At 75.5% G+C, this 20,564-nt stretch carries 22 protein-coding genes and 1 pseudogene; 19 read left to right on the top strand and 4 right to left on the bottom strand.

Annotated elements, in window-relative coordinates; translation table 11 throughout:
• Window positions 1-49 precede the first annotated feature (49 nt).
• Window positions 50-520 carry a CrcB family protein gene (locus ML5_RS24290; protein ID WP_013476548.1) on the top strand — a complete coding sequence of 157 codons (471 nt, stop codon included), beginning with the start codon at window positions 50-52 and terminating at the stop codon, window positions 518-520.
• Between the two features lie 22 nt (window positions 521-542).
• The gene (locus ML5_RS24285) at window positions 543-905 is read left to right on the top strand and encodes a CrcB family protein (protein ID WP_013476547.1); all 363 of its coding nucleotides are present in this window, start codon (window positions 543-545) and stop codon (window positions 903-905) included.
• Window positions 906-914: 9 nt separating this feature from the next.
• Here the strand turns inward: ML5_RS24285 and ML5_RS24280 are convergent, their stop codons facing one another.
• Window positions 915-1,247 carry a hypothetical protein gene (locus tag ML5_RS24280; RefSeq protein ID WP_013476546.1) on the bottom strand — a complete coding sequence of 111 codons (333 nt, stop codon included), beginning with the start codon at window positions 1,245-1,247 and terminating at the stop codon, window positions 915-917.
• An 87-nt stretch (window positions 1,248-1,334) separates the two neighbouring features.
• Window positions 1,335-2,594: an MFS transporter gene (locus ML5_RS24275; protein WP_013476545.1), complete on the bottom strand. Its 1,260-nt coding sequence runs from the start codon at window positions 2,592-2,594 to the stop codon at window positions 1,335-1,337.
• Window positions 2,595-2,711: 117 nt separating this feature from the next.
• On the opposite strand from ML5_RS24275, the pseudogene ML5_RS24270 reads away from it, so the two are divergent.
• The 17 genes and pseudogenes from ML5_RS24270 (at window position 2,712) to ML5_RS24185 (ending at window position 18,949) form a co-directional block, all read left to right on the top strand.
• Window positions 2,712-3,703, top strand: a pseudogene (locus ML5_RS24270) (LacI family DNA-binding transcriptional regulator).
• A gap of 29 nt (window positions 3,704-3,732) precedes the next feature.
• Window positions 3,733-4,206 carry a nitroreductase/quinone reductase family protein gene (locus ML5_RS24265; RefSeq protein WP_013286673.1) on the top strand — a complete coding sequence of 158 codons (474 nt, stop codon included), beginning with the start codon at window positions 3,733-3,735 and terminating at the stop codon, window positions 4,204-4,206.
• A 179-nt stretch (window positions 4,207-4,385) separates the two neighbouring features.
• Window positions 4,386-5,249, top strand: coding sequence for a DUF3153 domain-containing protein (locus ML5_RS24260; protein ID WP_236619284.1), 864 nt, complete (start codon window positions 4,386-4,388; stop codon window positions 5,247-5,249).
• Window positions 5,250-5,386: 137 nt separating this feature from the next.
• The gene (locus tag ML5_RS24255; protein WP_013476543.1) at window positions 5,387-5,731 is read left to right on the top strand and encodes a hypothetical protein; all 345 of its coding nucleotides are present in this window, start codon (window positions 5,387-5,389) and stop codon (window positions 5,729-5,731) included.
• A gap of 14 nt (window positions 5,732-5,745) precedes the next feature.
• Window positions 5,746-6,354, top strand: coding sequence for a glycine zipper family protein (locus ML5_RS24250; RefSeq protein WP_013286676.1), 609 nt, complete (start codon window positions 5,746-5,748; stop codon window positions 6,352-6,354).
• Window positions 6,351-7,031 carry a carboxypeptidase-like regulatory domain-containing protein gene (locus tag ML5_RS24245; RefSeq protein ID WP_013476542.1) on the top strand — a complete coding sequence of 227 codons (681 nt, stop codon included), beginning with the start codon at window positions 6,351-6,353 and terminating at the stop codon, window positions 7,029-7,031. Before ML5_RS24250 ends, ML5_RS24245 begins: the two co-directional genes overlap by 4 nt.
• 16 nt (window positions 7,032-7,047) lie before the next feature.
• Window positions 7,048-8,304, top strand: coding sequence for a phage tail sheath subtilisin-like domain-containing protein (locus ML5_RS24240; RefSeq protein WP_013476541.1), 1,257 nt, complete (start codon window positions 7,048-7,050; stop codon window positions 8,302-8,304).
• 1 nt (window position 8,305) lies between these two features.
• The gene (locus tag ML5_RS24235; protein WP_013286679.1) at window positions 8,306-8,788 is read left to right on the top strand and encodes a phage tail protein; all 483 of its coding nucleotides are present in this window, start codon (window positions 8,306-8,308) and stop codon (window positions 8,786-8,788) included.
• A gap of 1,539 nt (window positions 8,789-10,327) precedes the next feature.
• Complete coding sequence (locus tag ML5_RS24225) at window positions 10,328-11,086, top strand: hypothetical protein (protein ID WP_013476539.1); 759 nt, start codon at window positions 10,328-10,330, stop codon at window positions 11,084-11,086.
• Complete coding sequence (locus ML5_RS24220; RefSeq protein ID WP_013476538.1) at window positions 11,083-12,654, top strand: phage baseplate assembly protein V; 1,572 nt, start codon at window positions 11,083-11,085, stop codon at window positions 12,652-12,654. Before ML5_RS24225 ends, ML5_RS24220 begins: the two co-directional genes overlap by 4 nt.
• Complete coding sequence (locus ML5_RS24215; RefSeq protein WP_013286683.1) at window positions 12,654-12,992, top strand: hypothetical protein; 339 nt, start codon at window positions 12,654-12,656, stop codon at window positions 12,990-12,992. The genes ML5_RS24220 and ML5_RS24215 overlap by 1 nt, the downstream gene beginning before the upstream one ends.
• The gene (locus tag ML5_RS24210) at window positions 12,989-13,438 is read left to right on the top strand and encodes a GPW/gp25 family protein (RefSeq protein ID WP_013476537.1); all 450 of its coding nucleotides are present in this window, start codon (window positions 12,989-12,991) and stop codon (window positions 13,436-13,438) included. Before ML5_RS24215 ends, ML5_RS24210 begins: the two co-directional genes overlap by 4 nt.
• The gene (locus ML5_RS24205) at window positions 13,435-16,059 is read left to right on the top strand and encodes a putative baseplate assembly protein (RefSeq protein ID WP_013476536.1); all 2,625 of its coding nucleotides are present in this window, start codon (window positions 13,435-13,437) and stop codon (window positions 16,057-16,059) included. Before ML5_RS24210 ends, ML5_RS24205 begins: the two co-directional genes overlap by 4 nt.
• Window positions 16,040-16,717: a phage tail protein gene (locus ML5_RS24200; RefSeq protein WP_013476535.1), complete on the top strand. Its 678-nt coding sequence runs from the start codon at window positions 16,040-16,042 to the stop codon at window positions 16,715-16,717. Before ML5_RS24205 ends, ML5_RS24200 begins: the two co-directional genes overlap by 20 nt.
• Complete coding sequence (locus tag ML5_RS24195) at window positions 16,714-17,634, top strand: hypothetical protein (protein WP_013476534.1); 921 nt, start codon at window positions 16,714-16,716, stop codon at window positions 17,632-17,634. Before ML5_RS24200 ends, ML5_RS24195 begins: the two co-directional genes overlap by 4 nt.
• Before the next feature lie 55 nt (window positions 17,635-17,689).
• Entirely contained in the window at window positions 17,690-18,166 is a 477-nt protein-coding gene (locus ML5_RS24190; RefSeq protein ID WP_013476533.1) for a hypothetical protein, read from the top strand.
• 18 nt (window positions 18,167-18,184) lie between these two features.
• Window positions 18,185-18,949, top strand: a complete 765-nt coding sequence (locus tag ML5_RS24185; protein ID WP_013476532.1) for a hypothetical protein — start codon at window positions 18,185-18,187, stop codon at window positions 18,947-18,949.
• Here the strand turns inward: ML5_RS24185 and ML5_RS24180 are convergent.
• Both ML5_RS24180 and ML5_RS24175 read right to left on the bottom strand, forming a co-directional pair.
• Window positions 18,942-19,553 carry a bifunctional 4-hydroxy-2-oxoglutarate aldolase/2-dehydro-3-deoxy-phosphogluconate aldolase gene (locus tag ML5_RS24180; protein ID WP_013476531.1) on the bottom strand — a complete coding sequence of 204 codons (612 nt, stop codon included), beginning with the start codon at window positions 19,551-19,553 and terminating at the stop codon, window positions 18,942-18,944. The genes ML5_RS24185 and ML5_RS24180 overlap by 8 nt on opposite strands.
• A complete protein-coding gene (locus ML5_RS24175; RefSeq protein WP_013476530.1) occupies window positions 19,550-20,533 on the bottom strand; it encodes a sugar kinase in 984 nt (327 codons plus the stop codon). The genes ML5_RS24180 and ML5_RS24175 overlap by 4 nt, the downstream gene beginning before the upstream one ends.
• Window positions 20,534-20,564: the final 31 nt, after the last annotated feature.

Genomic DNA, 20,564 nt, shown 5'->3' with positions numbered 1-20,564 from the left:
GCCGGGCGCGGGGGCAGGGTTATGCTCGCGGGTGCTGGTGGGAGGTGTTGTGTCCGATCCCCGCGTCGACCCGGACGTCGATCTGCGCGTACCGGCGGACCGGACGGAACTGTCCGCGCACCCGGCAGTCGTGCTCGGCGTGATCGCCGCCGGTGGCGTGTCCGGCGCGCTCGCACGGGCGGGCGCCCAGGCGGCGGTGCCGCACCAGCCCGGCGAGTTCCCGTGGGCCACGTTCTCCGTCAACGTGGTCGGGTGCCTGCTCATCGGCGCGCTGACGGCGGTGCTCGCCGCCCGCCCGGCCCACCCGCTGACCCGCCCGTTCCTCGGCGTCGGCGTACTCGGCGGGTTCACCACGTTCTCCGCGTACGCGGTCGACGCGCAGCGGCTGCTGACCGACGGCGCGGCCGGCACGGCGGGCGTCTACCTGGCCGCGACTGTGCTCGGCGCGCTGGCGGCGGTCGCCGCCGGGGACACGGTGACCGCCCGGCTGCTGGCCGCCCGCGACGGGAGCCGACGGTGACCGCCCGGGACGGGAGGCCACAGTGACGGTCCTGCTGATCGCGCTCGGCGCCGCTATCGGCGCGCCGCTGCGCTACCTGACCGACCGGGCGGTGCAGTCCCGGCACGGCTCACCGTTCCCGTGGGGCACGCTGACCGTCAACGTGGCCGGGTCGCTGCTGCTCGGCGGCCTGCTCGCGGCGCCCGTCGGCCCGGGCGTGACAGCGCTGGCCGGCACCGGCTTCTGCGGCGCGCTGACCACCTGGTCCACGCTCAGCTACGAGACGCTGCGCCTGGCCCGCACCGGGAAGCGCCACCTCGCGTACGCGAATGTGGCGCTCAGTGTGGTCGCGGGCCTGGGCGCGGCGTTCCTGGGCTACGCGGTCGTCACCGCGCTGAGCGGCTGACCGCGCCGGTCAGCGGGCCCGGCGCTCCGGGTGGGCCCGGTTCCACGCCCGCATCCGCTCCGGGTAGCCGGTGCGGGCCGCCTCGTACAGCGGCACCGCGTGCTTCTGGGCGATCCGGCCGGCGACGCGGGGCGAGCCGGTACGGCGGCGGATCCACTCGCCGTCGTCCGCGATGGCGACGACTGTGGTGTCGGTGGCCGTGGTCTCCGGTTCCAGGTAGAACTCGACCCCGCGCCGGCTGGTGACGAACGCCTCCAGCTGCGCCAGGTCCTCCTTGTTCGCCTCGCGGTCGAGCTTCGTGGGCGTCGTCGGGTCGGCGGCCCGGCGGCTGAACCAGCCCATGCCCGCCTCCTCTCCTCGCGTTCGCTCCAGTGCAGCACGCCCGCCTGGCAGGCGGCTGGGAGCGCGGTGGGAGTCGGCTGGACCGGCTCAGCCGGCCTTCGCCGCCGGGGCACCGGCCTGCGCGTCCGGCGCGGTCGGGCGCTCCCGCAGCACCGGCACCAGCGCGAGCGTCGGCAGCAGGAGCAGCGGCACCACGCCGAGCGCGGACAGCACCCCGAAGTGGTCGCCGAGGAAGCCGAGCAGCGGCGGGCCGGCCAGGAAGGCGGTGTAACCGATCACCGCCACCACGCTCACCCGGGCCGGGGCCTTGTCCTCGTCGTCGGCGGCGGCGCTCATCCCGACCGGGAAGCCGAGCGAGGCGCCGAGTCCCCACAGCGCGACGCCGACCACGGCGAGCGGGCCGGACCCGGCCAGCACGGCGAGCGCGGCACCGGCGGACGCCGTCGCGATGGTCGCGTACAGCACCGGCACCCGCCCCCACCTGTCGATGGCGACGGTGCCGACGGTGCGGCCGAGCGTCATGCCCACCACGAACACGCCGAACACGGCGGCGCCGACGGCCTCGTCGACCCCGTACCCGTCCACGAACGCCACCGCGAGCCAGTCGTTGGCGCTGCCCTCGGTGAACGCCATGACCAGCACCAACAGCCCGACCAGCAGCGTGCGGGGCTCGCGCCAGGCGGCCAGCAGCGCCCGCCGCCGGGCCGCCGGCTGCCCGTCTCCGGCCGCCTCGGCAGGTGCGGCGAGGAACGCCCGGGCGCCGAGCAGCGTGCCGACCAGGACCAGCACGGACAGGACCGGCAGGTGCACCCCGACGGGTACGTCCAGCCGGGCAGCGCCGGCGCCCAGCCCGGCCCCGGCCACCGAGCCGAGGCTCCAGGCGGCGTGGAAGCGGGGAAGGATCGTGCGGCCGAGGCGCTTCTCCACCGCGGCGCCCTCGACGTTCATCGCCACGTCGCACAGGCCGGAGCCGAAGCCGAACGCGGCGAGCCCGAACCCGACCCCGACGACCGATCCGGCCAGGCTGGCGGCGAGACCGGCCCCGGTCAGGCCGAGCGTGACGAGCACCACCGACACGGCCACCGTGCGCGCGGGCCCGAGCCGCTGGGCGACCAGGCCGGCGGTCGGCATGGCCAGCAGCGAACCCGCCGACACGCAGAGCAGCAGCAGCCCGAGCCGGCTCGGGCTGAGGTCGAGCGCCTCGCGGGCCGCCGGAACCCGGGAGAACCAGCTCGCCACCGCGAGCCCGTTGAGGGCGAAGACGACGGCGACGCCGTTGCGGGCGGTCAGCACCGCCCGGGGCGCCGGTGGCCGCTTCCCGGCCGGCGCGTCGATGGTGCTGCTCACGGTGCGGTAGTCCCTTCCCCCGGCTGGTCCCGACGACAATCGCACACCTGAGAGCGCTACCACCACAAGCGCCGTTATGGCTTAGCTCATCCACGCCCGAGCAGGCATGATGCGGACATGGGAACGCCGACCACACGCCCCGCCACGCTCGACGACGTGGCCCGCGACGCCGGGGTGTCCCGGGCCACCGCCTCCCGGGTGCTCGGCGGCTACGGGTTCACCTCGACGAACGCCCGCGCCCGGGTGCGGGCCGCCGCCGAGCGCCTCGACTACGTGCCGGACCTCGCGGCCCGGGCGCTGGTGCGCGGAGCAGGCGTACGCCTGGTGGTGGCGGTGGTGGGCCGCGACGACACGGTGCTGGACGACCCGTACGTGCACCGGGTGGTGAGCGCGGCGTCGCGGGTGTGCGCGCGCCGCACGGCGTCGGCGTGGCCCTGGAGTGGCTGCCGCTGGCCGACCCGTCGGGGCTGACCCGGCTCGGCACGGACCGGGGCGTCTGCGGGGTGATCCTGGTCAACACGACCCAGGCGGCGCTGGACGCGGTGCCGCCGAGGCTGCGCGGCCGCGTCGCCTCGATCGGCCAGGGCTCGGCGACGGTGCCGTCGTTCGACGTCGACAACGCCGGTGGCGCGGGCGAGGTGCTGCGTCATCTGTACGCCACCGGCCGGCGCCGCATCGTCATGGTCACCGGGCCGCGCTGGCTGAGCTGCGCCGAGCGTTCGGTCACCACGTACCGGGAGCTGATGCGGGAGTCGGGGTCGCCGGAGCGGCTGGTCACCGGCGACTTCACCACGGCACGGGGCGGCCGGGCGGCGCTGGAGGCGCTGCGCCGGTGGCCGGACGCCGACGCGGTCTACGCGGCCAGCGACGCCACCGCGTTCGGCGTGATCGCCGCGCTGCGCGGGCGCGGTGTGCGGGTGCCGCACGACGTGGCGGTGGCCGGGTTCGACGACCTGCCGTACGCGGCGATCAGCAGCCCGCCGCTGACCACCGCGACCCACCCGGTCGACCGGATCGCTGCCGCTGCGGCCACGGCCGTGCTGACGCGCGCGCCGGCCGCCCCGAGCACCGCGTTCCCGTCGACGCTGGTCACCCGGGAGAGCGCCTGAGCGCCGGTCACGGAGGAAGGAGGGGTCCGGTGGGCGGAGTCATGACGTGGATGTACCGGGGCGGCCGGCCAAACCGGCTGGCCCGGATGATGAACGCGCTGTCCGCCTGGCAGTACGGCGCCGGCCTCGCCCCGCGGCACTGGGTGACCATGGAGGTGCCGGGCCGCCGCACCGGCCGGACCGTCTCGGTGCCGATCGTCGTCGCCGACCACGACGGCGAGCGTTACGTCGTGTCGATGCTGGGCGAGCGGGCCAACTGGGTGGCGAACGTGCGCGCCGCGGGTGGGCGGGTGGTGCTGCGTCGCCGCCGCCGCGAGCCGGTGCGGCTGGTCGAGGTGCCGGTGGCGCAGCGGCCACCGATCCTGCGCCGTCACCTGGCGCTCGCCCCGGGCGCACGGGCGCACGTTCCGGTGGACCGGCACGCCCCGCTCGCCGAGTTCGCAGGGGCCGCCGCGGGCATCCCGGTGTTCCGGGTCGTGGCGGCGGAGCCCTCGGCGCGGTGACCCGCCGCCGGGGTCGTCACCGGGGAACACGGCGGAACGGCGTCGCGACAATCCTTCAGAATATCGATCGCTCGCGTTTTCGAGGTCGTCCGAACGGGAGAGGGAGCCGGTAAGATCGGCGACAGAACGGCGACCGATCACGGACTGCCCGGCGACCGGGACCGGCTCACACTGAGCGCATGAATACGAGACTCCGCCGCAGCCGGGCATTCGGCCTCGCGGTGTGTCTCGCCCTCGTGGCGATATTGAGCGGCTGCATGCAGCTCAACCTCGGGCTGACCGTGAACGATGACGACACCGTCTCCGGTCAGCTCCTGCTCACCGCGCCGAAGTCCGTGCTCAAGCAGCGGAATCCGGACCCGGCGGTGGCGTTCGCCGAACTGCGGCCGAACATTCCCTCACTTCCACCCGGAGCGGAGACCCGGTACGAGGACGCCACCTCGTACGGCATTCAGATCACGTACCGGAAAACGCCGCTGGCGCAATTCACGAGCGAAAGCGTGAATCTTGTCCGGGACGATGATCTCATTCGCTTCTCGCTTCCGCTGGACCCCAAGAAATACGGCGGCAAGTTCGGGCAGCAGGATCCGCGCCAGCAACAGGCGTTCATGACCTTGATGGAGTTCGAGATCTCGGTGACGTTCCCCGGCCGGGTGCTCGACACCAACGGCACGATCACCGGACGCTCGGTCAGCTGGAAGGTGGTCGCCAACCAGCCCAAGCCGGCCGAGTTGCGCGCCATCGCCCAGGCACCCCCGCCGCCCGCCACCAGCCCGGCAGCAGTGGTGACCGGTGACGGCTCCTTCCCCTGGCTGCCGGTCGTCGCCGGCGCGGTCGTCCTGCTGCTGGTCGTCGCCGTGGTGGTCGTGCTCCTGCTGCGGCGCCGGGGCTCCCGCGACGGCCCGGCCACGACGGCCACCACCGGTCCGGGCGCCCCCACCGGCCCGGGAGCGCCCGCCGGACCGGCACCCGCGGCCACCACGGGACCGGCCGCGCCCGGCAACCCCGCCGCACCGGCGCCACCCGCCGGTCCGCCGGCCTGAGACCCACCGACCACCGACGGCGCCCGCGCCGGCGGCCCACCAGCACACCGGGCGGAACCCGGGTTCAGCGAACCCGGAAACCGCCGCACCACTCCACCCCGACCGCACCACCGCACCATCGGAAAAGGGGGATCGCCGTGAACGATCTCTTCACCTGGGCCGCCCTGGGCAGCCTCACCGGCGCCAGCGCCGCCACCCTGCTCGCCACGAACGTCATCGGCGGGCTGATCGGACCGAGCGGCGACAAGGCGCGCAAGTGGATCGCGCTGGGCATCGCGCTCCTGCTGTCCTACCTGACCGCCGCGTTCGCCGACGACGCCGGCCCGGAGAAGTGGATCATCGCGTTCTTCAACGGCCTGGTGATCTTCTCGGCCGCGCTCGGCGTCAACCAGCTCCCCCCTGGCAACCGGCAGGCGACGCAGGCGTCGCCCACCCAGCTCGCCCAGGGGCAGGAGCCCCGCTTCGTCCGCTCCTGGGTCTGAGAGAGGTGACCCCCATGATCTTCGGCATCCTCAGCGCGGCCGTCCAGGTCGTCTTCGGCGCCCTGCTCGGGCAGCTCGCCGCCGGCACCGTCGGCCTGCTCGTCGGCGCGGTCGTCGGCCTGCTCGTCGGCGCGCCGTTCGGCTGGGCGTCCGCCTCGGCCGGCACGTACGGCGCCGACCCGAAGGGGATCTTCCTCTTCGTGATCGACCACACGTGGAGCCTGCTCAACACGTTCGCCGGGGCGCTCTACCTGGCGCTGCACCTGGTCTTCGGTCACCAGCTCGACCGGGTCGTCTCGGCCGGCAGCGGACGGGTCAACGTCGTCGAGGGCGTCTCCCCCCGGTACGCCACCACGATCGGCACCGTCTGCGCCGGGTCCAGCCCGGGCATCCAGCGGCACGAGGACGTGCACGTGTTCCAGGCCCGGCTGCTCGGCCCGTTCTACCTGCCGCTGGTGGCGCTCAACTACGTGCTGTTCACCATCGCACCGGTGTGGCTGCTCTGGCACGACCACACCAACGCGCCGATCAACCGGTTCACCCGCTACTTCGAGATCGGCGTCTACCCGCACGTGTGGAACGAGGCCATCGCGTACCGCATCCAGGGGACGCCACCGCGATGACCGGCGCGATCGAGACGGCCGTCGCGGACGTCGCGAGCTGGCTGGCCGGGGCCGCGGGTGAACCCGTACCGGTCGGTCCGCCGCGCGACGACCCCGACGGCGGTCTCACGGTCTGGCCGCTGGAGCTGCGGCCGGCCCGGCAGACCGCGACCGGCGGCGCGACGCGCGAGCCGTACCGGTTCGTGGTCCGCCTGCTGGTCTCCGGCGGCGGGCCGGCGGCGCTGCCCGCGCTGGACCGGGTGCTCGCCGCCGCCACCACGGCGGGCCGGCCGGAGCTGGTCCTGGCCGCCGGCGACCCGGCGCTGTGGCGGGCGCTGGGCGTGGCGCCCCGGCCCGCGCTGCTGCTGGACGCGCCGGCCCGGGTGGAACGGCCGGTCCCGGTCGCGCCGCCGGTACGGCAGCCGCTGCGGCTGCGGCAACTCGGCATGCGCACGCTGCACGGGCGGGTGGTCGGTCCGCAGGACCAGCCGCTCGCAGCCGTCCGGGTGGAGCTGGTGGGCGCCGCCCAGGCCACCGAGACCGACGCCGCCGGCCGGTTCCGGCTGGCCGGCGTGCCGCACGACCCCGACGCGCCGGACGCCCCGGTGCGGATCCGGCTCACCGGCGCGGGGCGCGTCCACACCGCCGAGCTCGACCCGGCCGGCGACGGCCTGATCGTCGTCCGCGCCCCCGACTGACGTCCGAGGAGGACCGATGCCCACCTACTTCTCCCCCGGCATCTACGTCGAGGAGGTGCCCAGCGGGGCCCGCCCGATCGGGCCGGTCGGCATGAGCACGGCCGCGTTCGTCGGGGTCGCGCCCGACCGCGGCGCCCACGTCGGCGAGGCGCTGGCGGTGAACAGCTGGACCGAGTTCCTGCGGCTCTACGCCGACGGCGAGCAGTTGGAGAGCACCCCGCTGGCCCGCGCCGTGTTCGGCTTCCTGGACAACGGCGGCACCCGCTGCTGGGTCGTCAACGTCGGCGAGGGCGGCCGGCTCACCGGCACCGGCGGGCGGCGCGGCGGCCTGGAACTGCTGGAGGCCATCGACGAGATCTCCATCCTGGCCGCGCCCGGCTACCACGACCCGGTGTCGCACGAGGCCCTGATCAGCATGGCCGAGCGGCTGCGCACCATGGTCGCGATCTGCGACCCGCCGCCGGAGGTCACCGACGTCTCCCGGCTCACCCGCGTCGGCACGCCGGGCAAGCCGCCCAAGCCCGCGTCGGCCGGCTCGGCCGCGTCGTCCGACAAACCCGCCGAGGGTACGCCGGGCGACGGCGACGACGAACCGCCCGGCACCGGCGGCGACCGGCCCCGGCAGTCGGACTTCGCCACCTTCTACTTCCCGTGGATCCGGGTCCGCGACCCGCTCAGCGGCGACCTCGTGCTCACCCCGCCGAGCGGGCACGTCGCCGGCATCTGGGCCCGCACCGACGCGCTGCGCGGCGTGCACAAGGCGCCCGCGAACGAGCCGGTACGCGGCGCGGTCGACCTCGCGTACCGGGTGACCCGGCCCGAGCACGACGTGCTCAACCCCAAGGGCGTCAACGTGATCCGCTTCTTCGCCGGGGAGGGCATCCGGCTGTGGGGCGCCCGGACGCTCGCCGCCGAGGCCAGCGAATGGCGCTACCTGAACGTGCGGCGGCTGTCCATCTCCATCGAGCAGGCCATCGCCAACGGCACCCGGTGGATGGTGTTCGAGCCGAACGACTTCACGCTGTGGCGCTCGATCCGCCGCGACATCGGGGCGTTCCTCACCCGGGTGTGGCGCGACGGCGCGTTGCTCGGCCGTACGCCCGAGGAGGCGTTCTTCGTCAAGTGCGACGAGGAGACCAACCCGGCCGACGTCCGCGACGCCGGGATGGTGGTGGCCCACATCGGCATCGCTGTGGTCAAGCCCGCGGAGTTCGTGGTGTTCAAGCTGAGCCAGTGGGCCGGCGGCACCGAGACCGAGACGATCGGAGGCTGACATGCCCACCACTGCGACGCCGCAGCCGGGCGCACCCGTCGACCCGTACCGGGCGTACCACTTCAAGCTGCTGATCAACGGCATCACCAACGGGCACTTCACCGAGGTCAGCGGCTTCGAGGTGGCGATTCCGGCGCTGTCGTACCGGGAGGCGGGCAACGAGCGCATCCGGGCCGTGCCGGGACAGGTCGAGTACGCCCCGGTGACCCTCCACTTCGGCCTGACCAGCTCGCGCGAGCTGTGGGACTGGGTGAACGCGGCGGCGAAGGGCACAGTCAACCGGCGCAACGTGTCGGTGGTGCTGCTGGACCCGGCCGGCACCGCCGAGGTGCTGCGCTGGAACATGATCAACGCGTGGCCGACCCGGTGGCGGGGCGCGCACCTGAACACGCTGTCGCAGGAGATCGCCATCGAGGCGCTGACCCTGGCGTACGAGGGCCTGGAGCTGGAGGCCGGCGGTGCCGCCGCCCCGGCGACCGCGTGACCGGCTGGCCCGCGCGCTGCGGGCCACCGCCGACCGCCTGTCCGGACCGGGCTCACCGGGTTCACCGGGTTCACCGGACCATCCGGACTCGCCGGACTCGCCGGACTCGCCGGACTCCCCGGGCTCGCCGGGCTCGCCGGCCGACGTGCCGCGCCCGCCCGGACAGCCGCCCGAGCACTGGCGACGGCTGGTGGAGGCGCACGCTCCGGGCCTCCTGCGCGACCTCCCCCCGCCCCCCGTCGAGCACGGACCTCTCACCGACCCGTCCGCGAACGCCGGCCCGGACCAGACGCCGGTGCGGCGGAGCCGGACGGCCCGGCACGCAGTGGTGCGGTTGTGGCGAGGCTGGGCGGCGTTGTTGGCCGACCGCTTCGGCACATCCCGTTCCCGGACGCGCTCCCGCCACGAGGCCGATCCCGGTTCGCCGTCGAGATCTTGGTACGAAAGTGCCCCCATAGGGGCCGCTTCCTACCAAGATCTTCCGCAGCTCCTGGAAGGTGGGACGGGCATCTCGGGAGTTGAGAAGGCTGAGCCACGCGGTGCGGCGCTGCCGCGGCCGGGAGCGGCGGTCACGCGGGCAGGTGGTGGGGAGGGCGCGGCGGGGTCGGAGACCGCTCCGGCGATGGTGGACGCCCGATGCCGCTCGGGTGACGCGGTGCGGCCGGACGACGCCGGGTCACGTGAGGGCCCTCCGCCGTGCGGGTGCGTGACGTCAAACGGTCCGGCCGGATCGCCGGGTCCGGCGAGACCGGCGTGCATCGCCGACGGCTCCGGGTCGCGGGACGCACTCGGCACATCAGGCATCCGCGGCACACCGGCCACAGGCACCGGTGCCACAGCCACCGAGACCACAGGGACCGCCGGCACCGGACGGACGGCAGAGGCAAGGACCGGCGCGCGCACCAGCGCAGGCCCGGACGGCAGCCGTGACGCCATCGGGTCACGGGGCCGCGTCACGTCCGGCGACTCGGCCTCGCCGTCGACCCCTGAGCGGTGGCCCAGCCTCGGCGCGGGCCGGGTGGATGCGCTCCGGAACCTCGCACGGATCCGCCGGGGCCGGGCACGGTACCGGGATGACGCCGCCGGGGCGGACCTGTCGCCCGATCGAGGAGACGTGCTCCCGCTCGTCTTCGCGGCTGCGCCACCGTCGTTGCCGCATGGACCGGCCGCACACACCAGGGGCGGTCGAACCGGGTCGGCGAACTGTCGCGGCGGGACCGGGGACGGATCCGTCGCCGACCACCCGGGACGGGCCGCCGGCTCGCCGTACCCGGATGGGCACGACCCGGCTACCGGCGGCGAGTTCCGGGCGCGACAGTGGCAGCGACCCGCGCGGCCCCCGTCCGGCAGCCCGTGGCCGGTCCTGCCGGACGACGCCGGCCCGGCCCGGACGACGAACCCGGCCGACGCGGTCCGGGCGGCCGACGGCGGAGCACACGCGGATCCGTGGCCGGTGCTCCCGGCCGAACCGGCATGGCTTCCGACACGGACCCCGTGGGGTGACACGGCCCGGCTGGACCGGGAACAGGCGGGTGACTGATGGAGCGCGTCGCCTTCCTCGTGGACGAGTCAGGTACCCGGGTCGACTGCCTGCTCAACCCGGAGACCGTGCAGGTGACCCGGCTGGCCGGGGTACGCCCGCGCGGCGGACCGGACGGGCCGCTCACCGGCGCCGGGCTGGCCGACGACCCGCTCGTCTTCACCGGCGGCGGGCGTACCGAGCTGGTGCTGGACCTGCTCTTCGACGTCGACTTCGTGGAGTCGCCGGCCCGGCCCGAGGACGTCCGCGCGCTGACCCGGCCGCTGTGGATGCTGGCCGAGAACTCGGCGGTCGAGCACGGCTGGCTGCGCCCGCCGCTGGTCCGCCTGGTCTGGGGCAAGACGTGGAACGTCCCGGGCGTGATCACGGCGATCGCGGAACGCTTCGACGCGTTCACCCTCACCGGTACGCCCCGGCGGTCCTGGCTGCGGTTGAAGCTGGTCCGGGTCGCGGAGGGCGCGGAGGCGGCGCGCGCCGGGTTCGAGGAGGAGCTGGCCGCGGCGAGCACACCCGCTGTCGCGCCCGGGTCGGCGGTGGTGGCCGCCGCCGACGGCGCGGCCGAGCCGGGCTGGTCCGGGGTGCGCTTCGACCTGCTCGCCCACGACGCGCTGGGCTCGCCGCTGCGCTGGCGGCTGCTCGCCGAGCACAACCGGATCACCGACCCGCTCACAGTGCCCGCGGGCACCGCGCTCGCCGTCCCCCCGGTCGGCGCCGCCACCGCCCCGCCGGATGCCGTCACCACGGCAGGCACCCCGTGAGCCGGGCCGCCCTGGTCACACTCGACGGCCGGCCGCTGGCCGACCCGGCCCGGCTGCGCGGCATCCGCGTCGCCGCCCGCCTGGACCGGCCCGCGCAGTGCGAGCTGACGCTCACCGCCGCCCCCGGGGCGGGCCCGCTCGACCCGCCGGTACGCCCCGGCGCCACAGTCGACGTCCGCCTCGACGGCCAGGCGGAGGCGCTGTTCACCGGCGAGGTGACGGCAGTCGAGCGGGAGTACGCCGGTGACGGCGCCGCGCTGGCCCGGATCCGGGCGTACGACCCGCTGCACCGGCTGCGCAAGCGGCAGGAGCTGCGGGTGTTCGAGTCGGTGACCGCCGCCGAGCTGGCCGGTGAGCTGTGCGCCGGGCTCGGGTTGAGCGTGACGGCCGATGAGGACGGGCCGCGCCTGGACCGGCTGCTCCAGCACCGGCACACCGACCTGGACCTGCTGTGCGAGGTGGCCGGCCGGGCCGGGCTGCACCTGGGCGTCGACGGTGACCGGTTGCGGCTGTTCACGCTGGACGGGTACGGGGAGCCGCTGCCGTTGACGCTCGGCGAGACGGTGCACGCGCTGCGGGTCACCGAGAACCTGGACCGGGCCGGCGCGGAGTGCGCCGTCCTCGGCTGGCATCCGCAGCGCGCCGAGCCGCTGAGCCAGCGGGCGGACGAGGCGCGCAGCGGGCGGCGCATCCCGCTGCGCCCGGACCCGGGCGACGTCGGCGCCGACGGCGTACGCACGGCTGTGGACCAGCCCGGCCGCAGCGACGACGAGCTGGCCGCGCTGGCCCAGGCCGGACTGGACACCCGGGTGGCAGCGCTGGTCACCGCCGAAGGCACCGCGGAGGGCGACCCGGCGCTGCGGCCCGGCCGCCGGATCGCCCTCGCCGGCGTCCCGGACCCGCTGGCCGGGGTGTACGTGCTCACCGAGGTGGTGCACACGGTGGACGCCGACGGGCACCTGACCCGGTTCTCCACGGCGCCGCCCGGCCCACCGCCGACGGTCGCGCCCCCGGCGGCGACAGTCACGCTCGGCACCGTCACCGACATCGACGACCCGGACGGGCTGGGCCGGGCCCGCGTGACGCTCCCGGCGTACGGCGATCTGGACGCCGGCTGGCTCGCGGTGCTCTGCCCGGGCGCGGGCCGGGGCAAGGGCATCGTCGCGCTGCCCGACCCGGACGACACCGTGCTGGTGGCGCTGCCCGGCGGCGAACCCGCCTCGGGCGTGGTACTCGGTTCGCTGTTCGGCGCGGTCGAGCCGTACGACGCGGGGATCGTCTCCGGGCGCTCGCGCCGCTGGTCGATGCGGACCGGCACCGGGCAGTCCATCGTGATCGACGACGACGGGCGGACGCTTCGGCTGGCCACCGACGCGGGCAGCTTCGTCGAGCTGCGTCCCGAGCTGACCACCGTGCACGCGGCCGGTGACCTGGTGCTGTCCGCGCCCGGCCGGGCCGTCGTGGTGCGCGGCCGCACAGTCGACTTCCTGCACGCCCCGGCGGCCGAGGACGCCGAGACCGCCGCCGCGCAGGCCCGTACGCTCGCCCGTTCCGCCGGAGGTGGCTGATGCGCTGGATCCACCGCGACTCGCTGATCACCTGCGGACACGACGGGCGGGTGAAGAACCGCCCGTCGCAGGACTGGGTCACGGTCCGGGGCGTGCCGGTGCTGGTGCGGCCCGACCCGGAGGGGCGCGACATCACCGCCTGCCCGAACTACGGCCCGACGATCAAACCGTGCCTGCACACGCTGACCGTGACAGTGGGTTACAGCACGTGGGTGCGGGTGGACCGGCAGCCCGTGGTGCTGTCACACCTCGACGGCCTCACCGACGGCACCCCGCCGGGCACCGTGCACCACCAGGTCCGCGACGTGCGGCAGGGCTTCCTGGGGGCGGACGCGTGAGGGCCTTCCGCTTCGTCGGCGCCGGTTTCGACGCGGGCCGCGCCGGTGGGCTCGCGCTCACCGCCGCCGGCGGGCTCGCCATGACCGACGGCGACGAGACGGTACGCCAGGCGCTGTACCTGCTGCTGTCCACTACACCCGGGGAGCGGCTGATGCGTCCCGGGTACGGGTCGCGGCTGCACCGGCTGGTCTTCGCGCCGAACGACGACACCACCGCCGGGCTGGCGATCCACTACGTGCGGCAGGCGATCCGGCGCTGGGAGCCCCGGGTCGAGGTGCTGGACGTGGACGCCGGTCCCGACCCGGACGACCCGTGGCGCCTGGTGATCCGGCTGGACTACCGGATCCGGGCCAGCCTCTCCCCCGGCCACCTGGTGTTCTCCGTCGACCTGCTCCCCGCCGACGAGGAACCCGGCGACACCCCCGACGAGGAGGGCACGTCATGACGCTGCCGGTGCCGCACCTGGACGACCGCGCCTTCCTCGACCTGGTCACCGAGGCGCGGGAACGCATCGCCCGGTCCTGCCCGGACTGGACCGACCTGTCCGCGCACGACCCCGGGATGGCGTTGCTGGAGGCGTTCGCCTACCTGACCGAGGTGATGATCTACCGGCTGAACCAGTTGCCGGAGAAGGCGTACGTCGCGTTCCTGAACCTGCTCGGCGTCACCCGGCACCCACCGGCGGCGGCCTGGGCCGACGTGCGCCTGACCCGCACCGGCCCGGACCGCGGCCCGGTGCGGGTACCGGCCGGCACCCGCGTCGCCGCGGCCCGCGGCGCCGACCCCCGGCCGGTCGTCTTCGTGACCACCGAACCGGCGGTGCTGCCCGCCGGGGAGACCACCACGACGGTACGCGTGCACCACTGCGAACCGGTCGAGGCGGAGCTGCTGGGCACCGGCACCGGGCAGCCCGGTCAGGTGTTCCGGGCCGCCCGCGCACCGCTGACCCGCACCACCGAGGCGCTCGATCTGCTGCTCGGCGTGGAGGTGCCGGCGGGCTCGGTGGAGCTGGGCGCCGCGGCCCGGGAGCACGAGGGCCGCACCTACGAGATCTGGCGGCCGGTGGACAGCTTCGCCGGTGTCGGGCCGCAGGCGAAGGTCTACCTGGTGGACCGGGCCTCCGGGGTGGTCACGTTCGCCCCGGCGCTGGACCTGCGCCCGGACACCGGAGCCGCCCCGGCCGTCGAGGGGGCGGCCGGGGCGACCACTGTGGCGGCGGTGCCACCGGCCGGGCGGCAGGTGCGGCTCTGGTACCGCTGCGGCGGCGGGCCCGCCGGGAACGTGGCGGCGGGCGTGCTCACCAGCCTGCGCGACCCGCTGCCCGGGGTGAAGGTGGACAACCCGGAGCCGGCCACCGGCGGCCGGGACCTGGAGTCGCTGGAGTCGGTGCTGGCGCGCGGGCCGTACGAGTTCTTCGCCCAGCAGCGCGCGGTGACCGCCCGGGACTTCGAGATCCTCGCCACCGGTTCCGGGGCGGTGGCGCGGGCACGGGCGTTCACCCGGGCCGCCGTCTACAGCTTCGCCCGGCCCGGCGAGGTCGAGGTGGTGCTGGTGCCGTACGTGCCGGAGGCGGCCCGGCCCGGCGGACGGCTGCCGGTGGCGGTGCTGCGCGAGCACGAGGTGGAGGAGGCCCGCCGCCGGGTCGAGGCCGACCTGGAACGCCGCCGCGCCCTCGGTACGGCGGTGCGGGCGGGCTGGGCCCGGTACAAGGCGGTGTCCATCCAGGCGCGGGTGGTGGTGCGCCGCGAGGAGGACGTGGACGCGGTGCGCCGCCGCATCCACGACCGGCTGCACCAGACGCTGAGCCCGCTGCCCACGCCGCTGAACCCGGCCGGCTGGGCGTTCGGCGAGCCGCTGCGCGCCTCCAACGTCTACCGGATGCTGGAGCACGCCGAGCCGGGCGTGCGCTACGTCGAGTCGGTGCGGTTCGTGGTCGACGAGGCACCCGACGCGCGGGTCCGCACCGTGGCGGTGGACCAGTACCAGGCCGACACCTGGTACGCCGGCGGCGGCCCGGTGCTGTTCCGCTCCACCAACGCCGGCGCCGGCTGGGAACCGGCCGGCCGGTTCGACGACGAGACGGTGGTCCGGGTGGTGCCCGCGCCCGCCCCGGTACGCCCCGGCGTGGTCCCCCGGGCCGGTTCGGTGGCGGTGGTGACCACCCGCGACGCCGGTGGCTCCCGCGTCCGGCTGAGCACCGACCTGGGTGAGACGTGGACGCTGCTGACCGACCTCGACTCCGGCGTCCGCGACCTGGCCTGGATCGACCGGGACGGCACCGGCGCGCTGCTGCTGGCCACCGACAGCGGCCTGTACGAGGTGCCGCTGCTACCCGGCGCGGTGCCGTTGCAGATCCTGGTCGACCCGGCCGACGCGGACCGGGGCTTCTACGCGGTGCGCGCGTTCGTCTCCGAACGCGGCGCACCCGGGGTGGCGGTGGCCGCGCAGGCCGGATTCGGGGTCTACCTGTCCACGGCGGCCGGACGCCCCGGCACGTTCGCCCACGTCGGCCTCGCCAACGTGGACAACCGGGTGCTCGCCGTGCAGTACGACGGCCCGGCCACGCTGCTGTGGTGCGGCGCGGGCGAGCCGGACGCGAAGAAGCCCGGCCAGGGCTGCCACCGGACCCGGCTGTTCGAGTCGGACGTGAAGTGGCAGTCGATGGCGTCCGGCTGGATCGGCGGCACCTGCCGGGATCTGGCGTTCAGCGGCCCGCTCGCGCTCGCCGCGACGCAGAGCGGCGGCGTGGTCCGGCTCGACACGCTCGCCGGGCAGCCGCAGTGGTCGCCGGTGATGGTCAACTGCGGCCTGCCGCTGCGGGACCGGACCCGGTTCGTCCCGGTCGACGCCATCGCCGCCACCGCGCCCACCGGCACGTCGGGCGCCGGACGGCTGGTGCTGGCCGGCGGCGAGCGCGGCGTGTTCCGCAGCGGCGACGGCGAGGACTGGACGGCCAGCGCCAACCAGGCCACCGCCGACGTGGTCACCGTCCCCGGCACCTGGCTGCTCTGCTCCGGCGAGCACGACATCGAGGTGGTGCGGCAGGATGCGCCGAGCGGCGATTGAGCGGCTGCTGCCGGCCGCGTACCAGCGGGCCGCCGGCCCGGGCAGCGTGCTGGGCGCGCTGCTGGACGTGATGGAGGCGCTGCACGCCCCGGACGAGGCGGTGCTCGCCGACGTCGACGCGCTGTTCGGGCCGTACCGGACGCCGGACGGGTTCGTGGCGTACCTGACCCGCTGGGTGGCGATGGATCATGTGGTCGCCGCACCCCGCGCCGACGCGCCGCTGCCGTTGCCGGCAGGCCGGTTACGGGACCTGGTGGCGCACGGCGCGCTGCTGGCCCGGTGGCGCGGCACCCCGTACGGCATGCGGACCGCGCTGGAACTGGCCACCGGCGTGACCGGGTTCGTGCTGGACGAGCCGCCCGAACGGCCGTTCCACCTCGTGGTGCGGGTGCCGCCGGCCGCCGCCGACCGGCTCGCGCTGGTCACCCGCATCGTCGAGGCGGAGAAACCGGCCGCGGTCACCGTCGAGGTGCTCGCCTCCCCGGTCGGCGCGGAACCGGCCGATCCGGTCCCGGCCACCCCGAGCCCGCCCCCCGACTCCGGACCGCCCGAGCCGGACGCCGCCGAGCCCGCCGCCGGGGTCGCTGCGGTGCGCGCGGTCGGCCGGGCGCACGTACCAGCACCCCTGCCCCACGATCCGCCCGAGGAGCCGTCATGACCACCGAATGGACAGTCGTCGCCGCCGCCGAACAGTTCACGCTGGACGCCCGCAACGCCGGTGAGCTGACGTTCACCGTGTCCAACCCGGGTACCGCGCCGGACACCGTCGTCTTCGACGTGGCGCCCGGCGAGGGCAGCCAGCGGGCCTGGTTCACGGTGGCCGAGCCGCAGCGGGTGGTGCCGGGGCAGGGCTCGGTGTCGTTCCTGGTCCGGCTCGCCGTGCCGCCCGGCACGCCGCCCCGGCGCTACGACATGACCGGGTTCGCGTACTCGGCCAACACCGCACCGGAGGAGAGTTCCCGATCCAGCGGCCGGGTCACGTACGACGTGCGGGCCGTCGTACCCCCGAAGCGCGCGCCGTGGCCGTGGATCGCCGCCGCCGCGGCGCTGGTGCTGGTCGTGGCCGGGGTGGTGGCCTGGCTGGTGACCCGCGGCCCGGACACCCCGGCTCCGCCGCGCGCCGACGCGGTGACGGTGGAGGCGGAGACGCTCGTCTCCGGCGCGGCGGTGCAGTCCACCACCGGTGCGAAGGCGGAGGTGGTGGCGCAGGAGAACTGCTGCGACGTGGTGTGGTCCGGCGACGCGCAACTGTTCTTCCTGGGCCGGGGCGTGGGCGACCGGGTGACAGTGCAGGTGGACGTGCCGTCCGACGGCACCTGGCGGTTCTCCACCGTGCGCACCACCTCGTTCGACTACGCGAACACGATCTGGCTGGTCGACGGCCGGCAGGTCGGCGACACGTTCTTCGGGTTCAGCCCGAGTGTGGTCCGCACCGACGAGGTGGACGTGGGCACCGTGGAGCTGACCCGCGGTCCGCACAAGCTGACGCTCGTGGCGGTGAGCAAGACGCAGGGCACCGACAGGTACTTCGCGGGCGTGGACGAGATCCGCTTCACGCCCGTCGTCCGGCCGTGAGCGCGAGGAGTGAGCCGGTGTTGCGAGCCCCGCAGTCGCGAACCGGGACGGCACCGTGAGCGGGCGGCAGAAGGTGCTGCTGGTGGCCGTGGCCGTGCTGCTGGTGGCGCTGTACGTGGTGGCGGTCGCCGGGCGCCGCGACGACCCGGGCGACCCGGGGGCCGGGCCGGGCGCGCTGGCCCGGCTCGGGCGCGGGTCCGGAACTGTGGACCCGGCGACGGTGGCCGTGACCTGCCTGCCGCCGGCCGCCGAACCGGCCACCACCGCCGACGGGGTGACGCTCGCCTTCGGCACCGCGTGCCGGCTGCGGGTGGCCGACCCGGGCGCGCTGCGCACGCTGGTGCTGCGCGGTACGACGCCGTTCGAGGTGACCGCCCGAGCACCCGGCGACGCGGACGTCACAGTCACCGACGAGGTCGCCCCGGACGCGGACGGCCCGGCGGTGGCGAAGGTGGCTGTGGACCGGGAGACCGAGGTGCTCCTGCGCTGTCCGGGAGGTGGCGGATGTTCGGTCACGCTGGTCCGGTCCTGACCGGGACGGAGACGCGGCATGGGTGAGTTGCGCAAGCCGTTCCTGCTGCTGGCCCTGCTCGCGGTGGCGCTCGTGGTCGGCGTGGAGCTGGGCGCGGCGGCGCTGACCGGCGGTGGGGACGCCAGTGGCGCGCTGCGGGACAGCGCCGGCCGGCTCGGCGTCGAGCTGGGTGACGTCGGCGCGGTGTCCGAGCCGTCCGGGCGCGGCATCGGCTACCTGGCGCTGATCGACGTGGTGGCGCTCTGGACGACCGGGCTGTTCTGCCTGAGCCTGGTGCTGCCGGACCGGATGCAGGGCCGGGTGCAGGGCGTGGCCACGCTCGTCTTCTCGATCGTGCTGCTGCTGGTGTCGCTGGTCCTGCTGATCGTCGCGTTCGTCGAGCTGACGGTGATGGTCTCGCTGTTCCTGGCCCCGCCGTTCGGCACGCTGGCGTACCTCGCGGTGTGGGGGTTCTTCCCGGTCGACGACGCGGCGGTGCTGCTCGGGCTGGCGCTGCTGCTCAAACTGGTCTGGGTCGCGCTGCTGCTCGCCGCCCAGCCCCGGTTCCTGCGCAACAAAGGCCTCGTCGCGCTGGCGCTGACCACGCTGCTGTGCACTGTGGTGTTGCAGTTCCTGCACGGCCTGGTGCCGGTGATCCTGGTCAGCATCCTCGACGACCTGGGCGCCGTGGTGTTCGCCGTGGTGGCGCTGATCTGGGCGCTGGTGCTGCTGATCGGGTCGATCCCGGCGATCGTCAAGGCGATCCGGACCACCGCCACCACGTCCGGCCGTACCGTCACGTGACCGCGCCGCCGGCGAGCGTGGCCAGGCGGGGCAGCTGCTCCGGGTCGGTCAGCGCCGACCCGACCGCCACCACCCGCGCCCCGGCGGCGAGGAAGTCACCCGCGTTGCCGGCGTCGACGCCGCCGGTGGCCACGAACCGGGCCTCCGGCAGCGGCCCGGCCACCGCCCGGAACCAGGCCGGGCCGAGGCTGACCGCCGGGAACGCCTTGAGCCACACCAGGCCGTGGTCGAGCGCCCGCTGCGCCTCGGTCGGGGTGGCCACGCCGGGCAGGTGCGGCACGCCGAGACCGGCCGCCGCGTCGGCGACGGCCAGGTCCAGGCCGGGCGCCACTGTGAACGCCGCCCCGGCGGCCACCGCGTCGTGGACCTGCGCCGGGGTACGCACAGTGCCCGCGCCGACGATCCGGCCCCGCCGACGCCCGGCCGTCACGGCGGCGTGCAGCGCCGGCACCGCTTCCGGGGTACGGATGGGCACCTCCACCACGTCGATGCCGAGATCCCAGGCCAGTTCCGCCAGCCGGACCGTCTCCCCGGGCGGCAGGTCGCGCAGGATCACCATCACCCGCGCGCCGCCGAACAGGGCCTCGAAGTCGTGCCCGCTCATCTCCCGCTCCCTCCCCTGACCTGCATCGACGCCTGCTCAGTCCACGCCGCGTCCGGCAGCGCCAGCGCCCGCGCGATCGTCTCCGCGTCCGGTGGCGGCGCGGTGTCGCCCGGCACGGCCAGCACCGGCGCGGCGGTCAGGTGGCCCAGCCGCAGGCAGGCTCGCAGGTCGAGGCCGCGCAGCAGCCCGGAGAGGAACCCGGCGGCGAACGCGTCCCCCGCGCCGACCGGCTCCACCACGTCCACCGGCAACGCCGGCACGAACACCGCCGGCCCGGTACACGGCAGCGCCGTCGCGCCGACCGGCCCGTCCTTGACCACCACCAGCTCCGGGCCGGGCAGCAGCGCACGGACAGCGGCCGGATCGCCCGCCGACCAGAGCACGGCCGCCTCGTCCAGACCGACAAGCACCACGTCGGCGCGGTCGGCCAGGTCACGCAGGACCGGTCCGGCCCGGCCGGCGGGCCAGAGCGCCGGGCGGTGGTTCACGTCGAAGCTGACCCGGGCGCCGGGCAGCGCCCGCCCGGTCAGCGCGTGCTCCAGCAGGTCACGACAGGTGCCGGAGAGCGCGGCCGTGATCCCGGACAGGTGCAGCAGGCGTGCCTCGGCAAGCCCCGGACGCGCGAGGTCCGGCACGCCGAGGCGGCTCGCGGCCGACCCCGCACGGTGGTAGTGCACGCGGGTGCCGTCCGGCCCCGGATCCTTCAGGTAGAGGCCGGTCGGCGCGTCCGGATCCACGGTGACCAGGCTGACGTCCACGCCCGCGGCGGCGACCTCGGCCACCACCCGCCGCCCGAACGGGTCGTCGCCGACGCGGCTGACCCACGCTGCGCGGTGCCCGAGCCGGGCCAGCCCGCCCGCCACGTTGGACTCCGCGCCGCCGACACCGACAGTCAGCCGCGCGGAGTGCTCCAGCGGGCCGCCGCCGGCCGGGGCGAGCACCACCATCGTCTCGCCCACGCAGACCACGTCCGGCCTCACGGCATCACCCTCGTCCGCGACCGCGGGGCTC

The sequence above is a fragment of the Micromonospora sp. L5 genome, assembly GCF_000177655.2.
GTDB lineage: Bacteria > Actinomycetota > Actinomycetes > Mycobacteriales > Micromonosporaceae > Micromonospora > Micromonospora aurantiaca.
The sequence above is the reverse complement of the archived record's forward strand: the minus strand, read 5'-3'. Positions and strand labels throughout refer to the sequence as shown.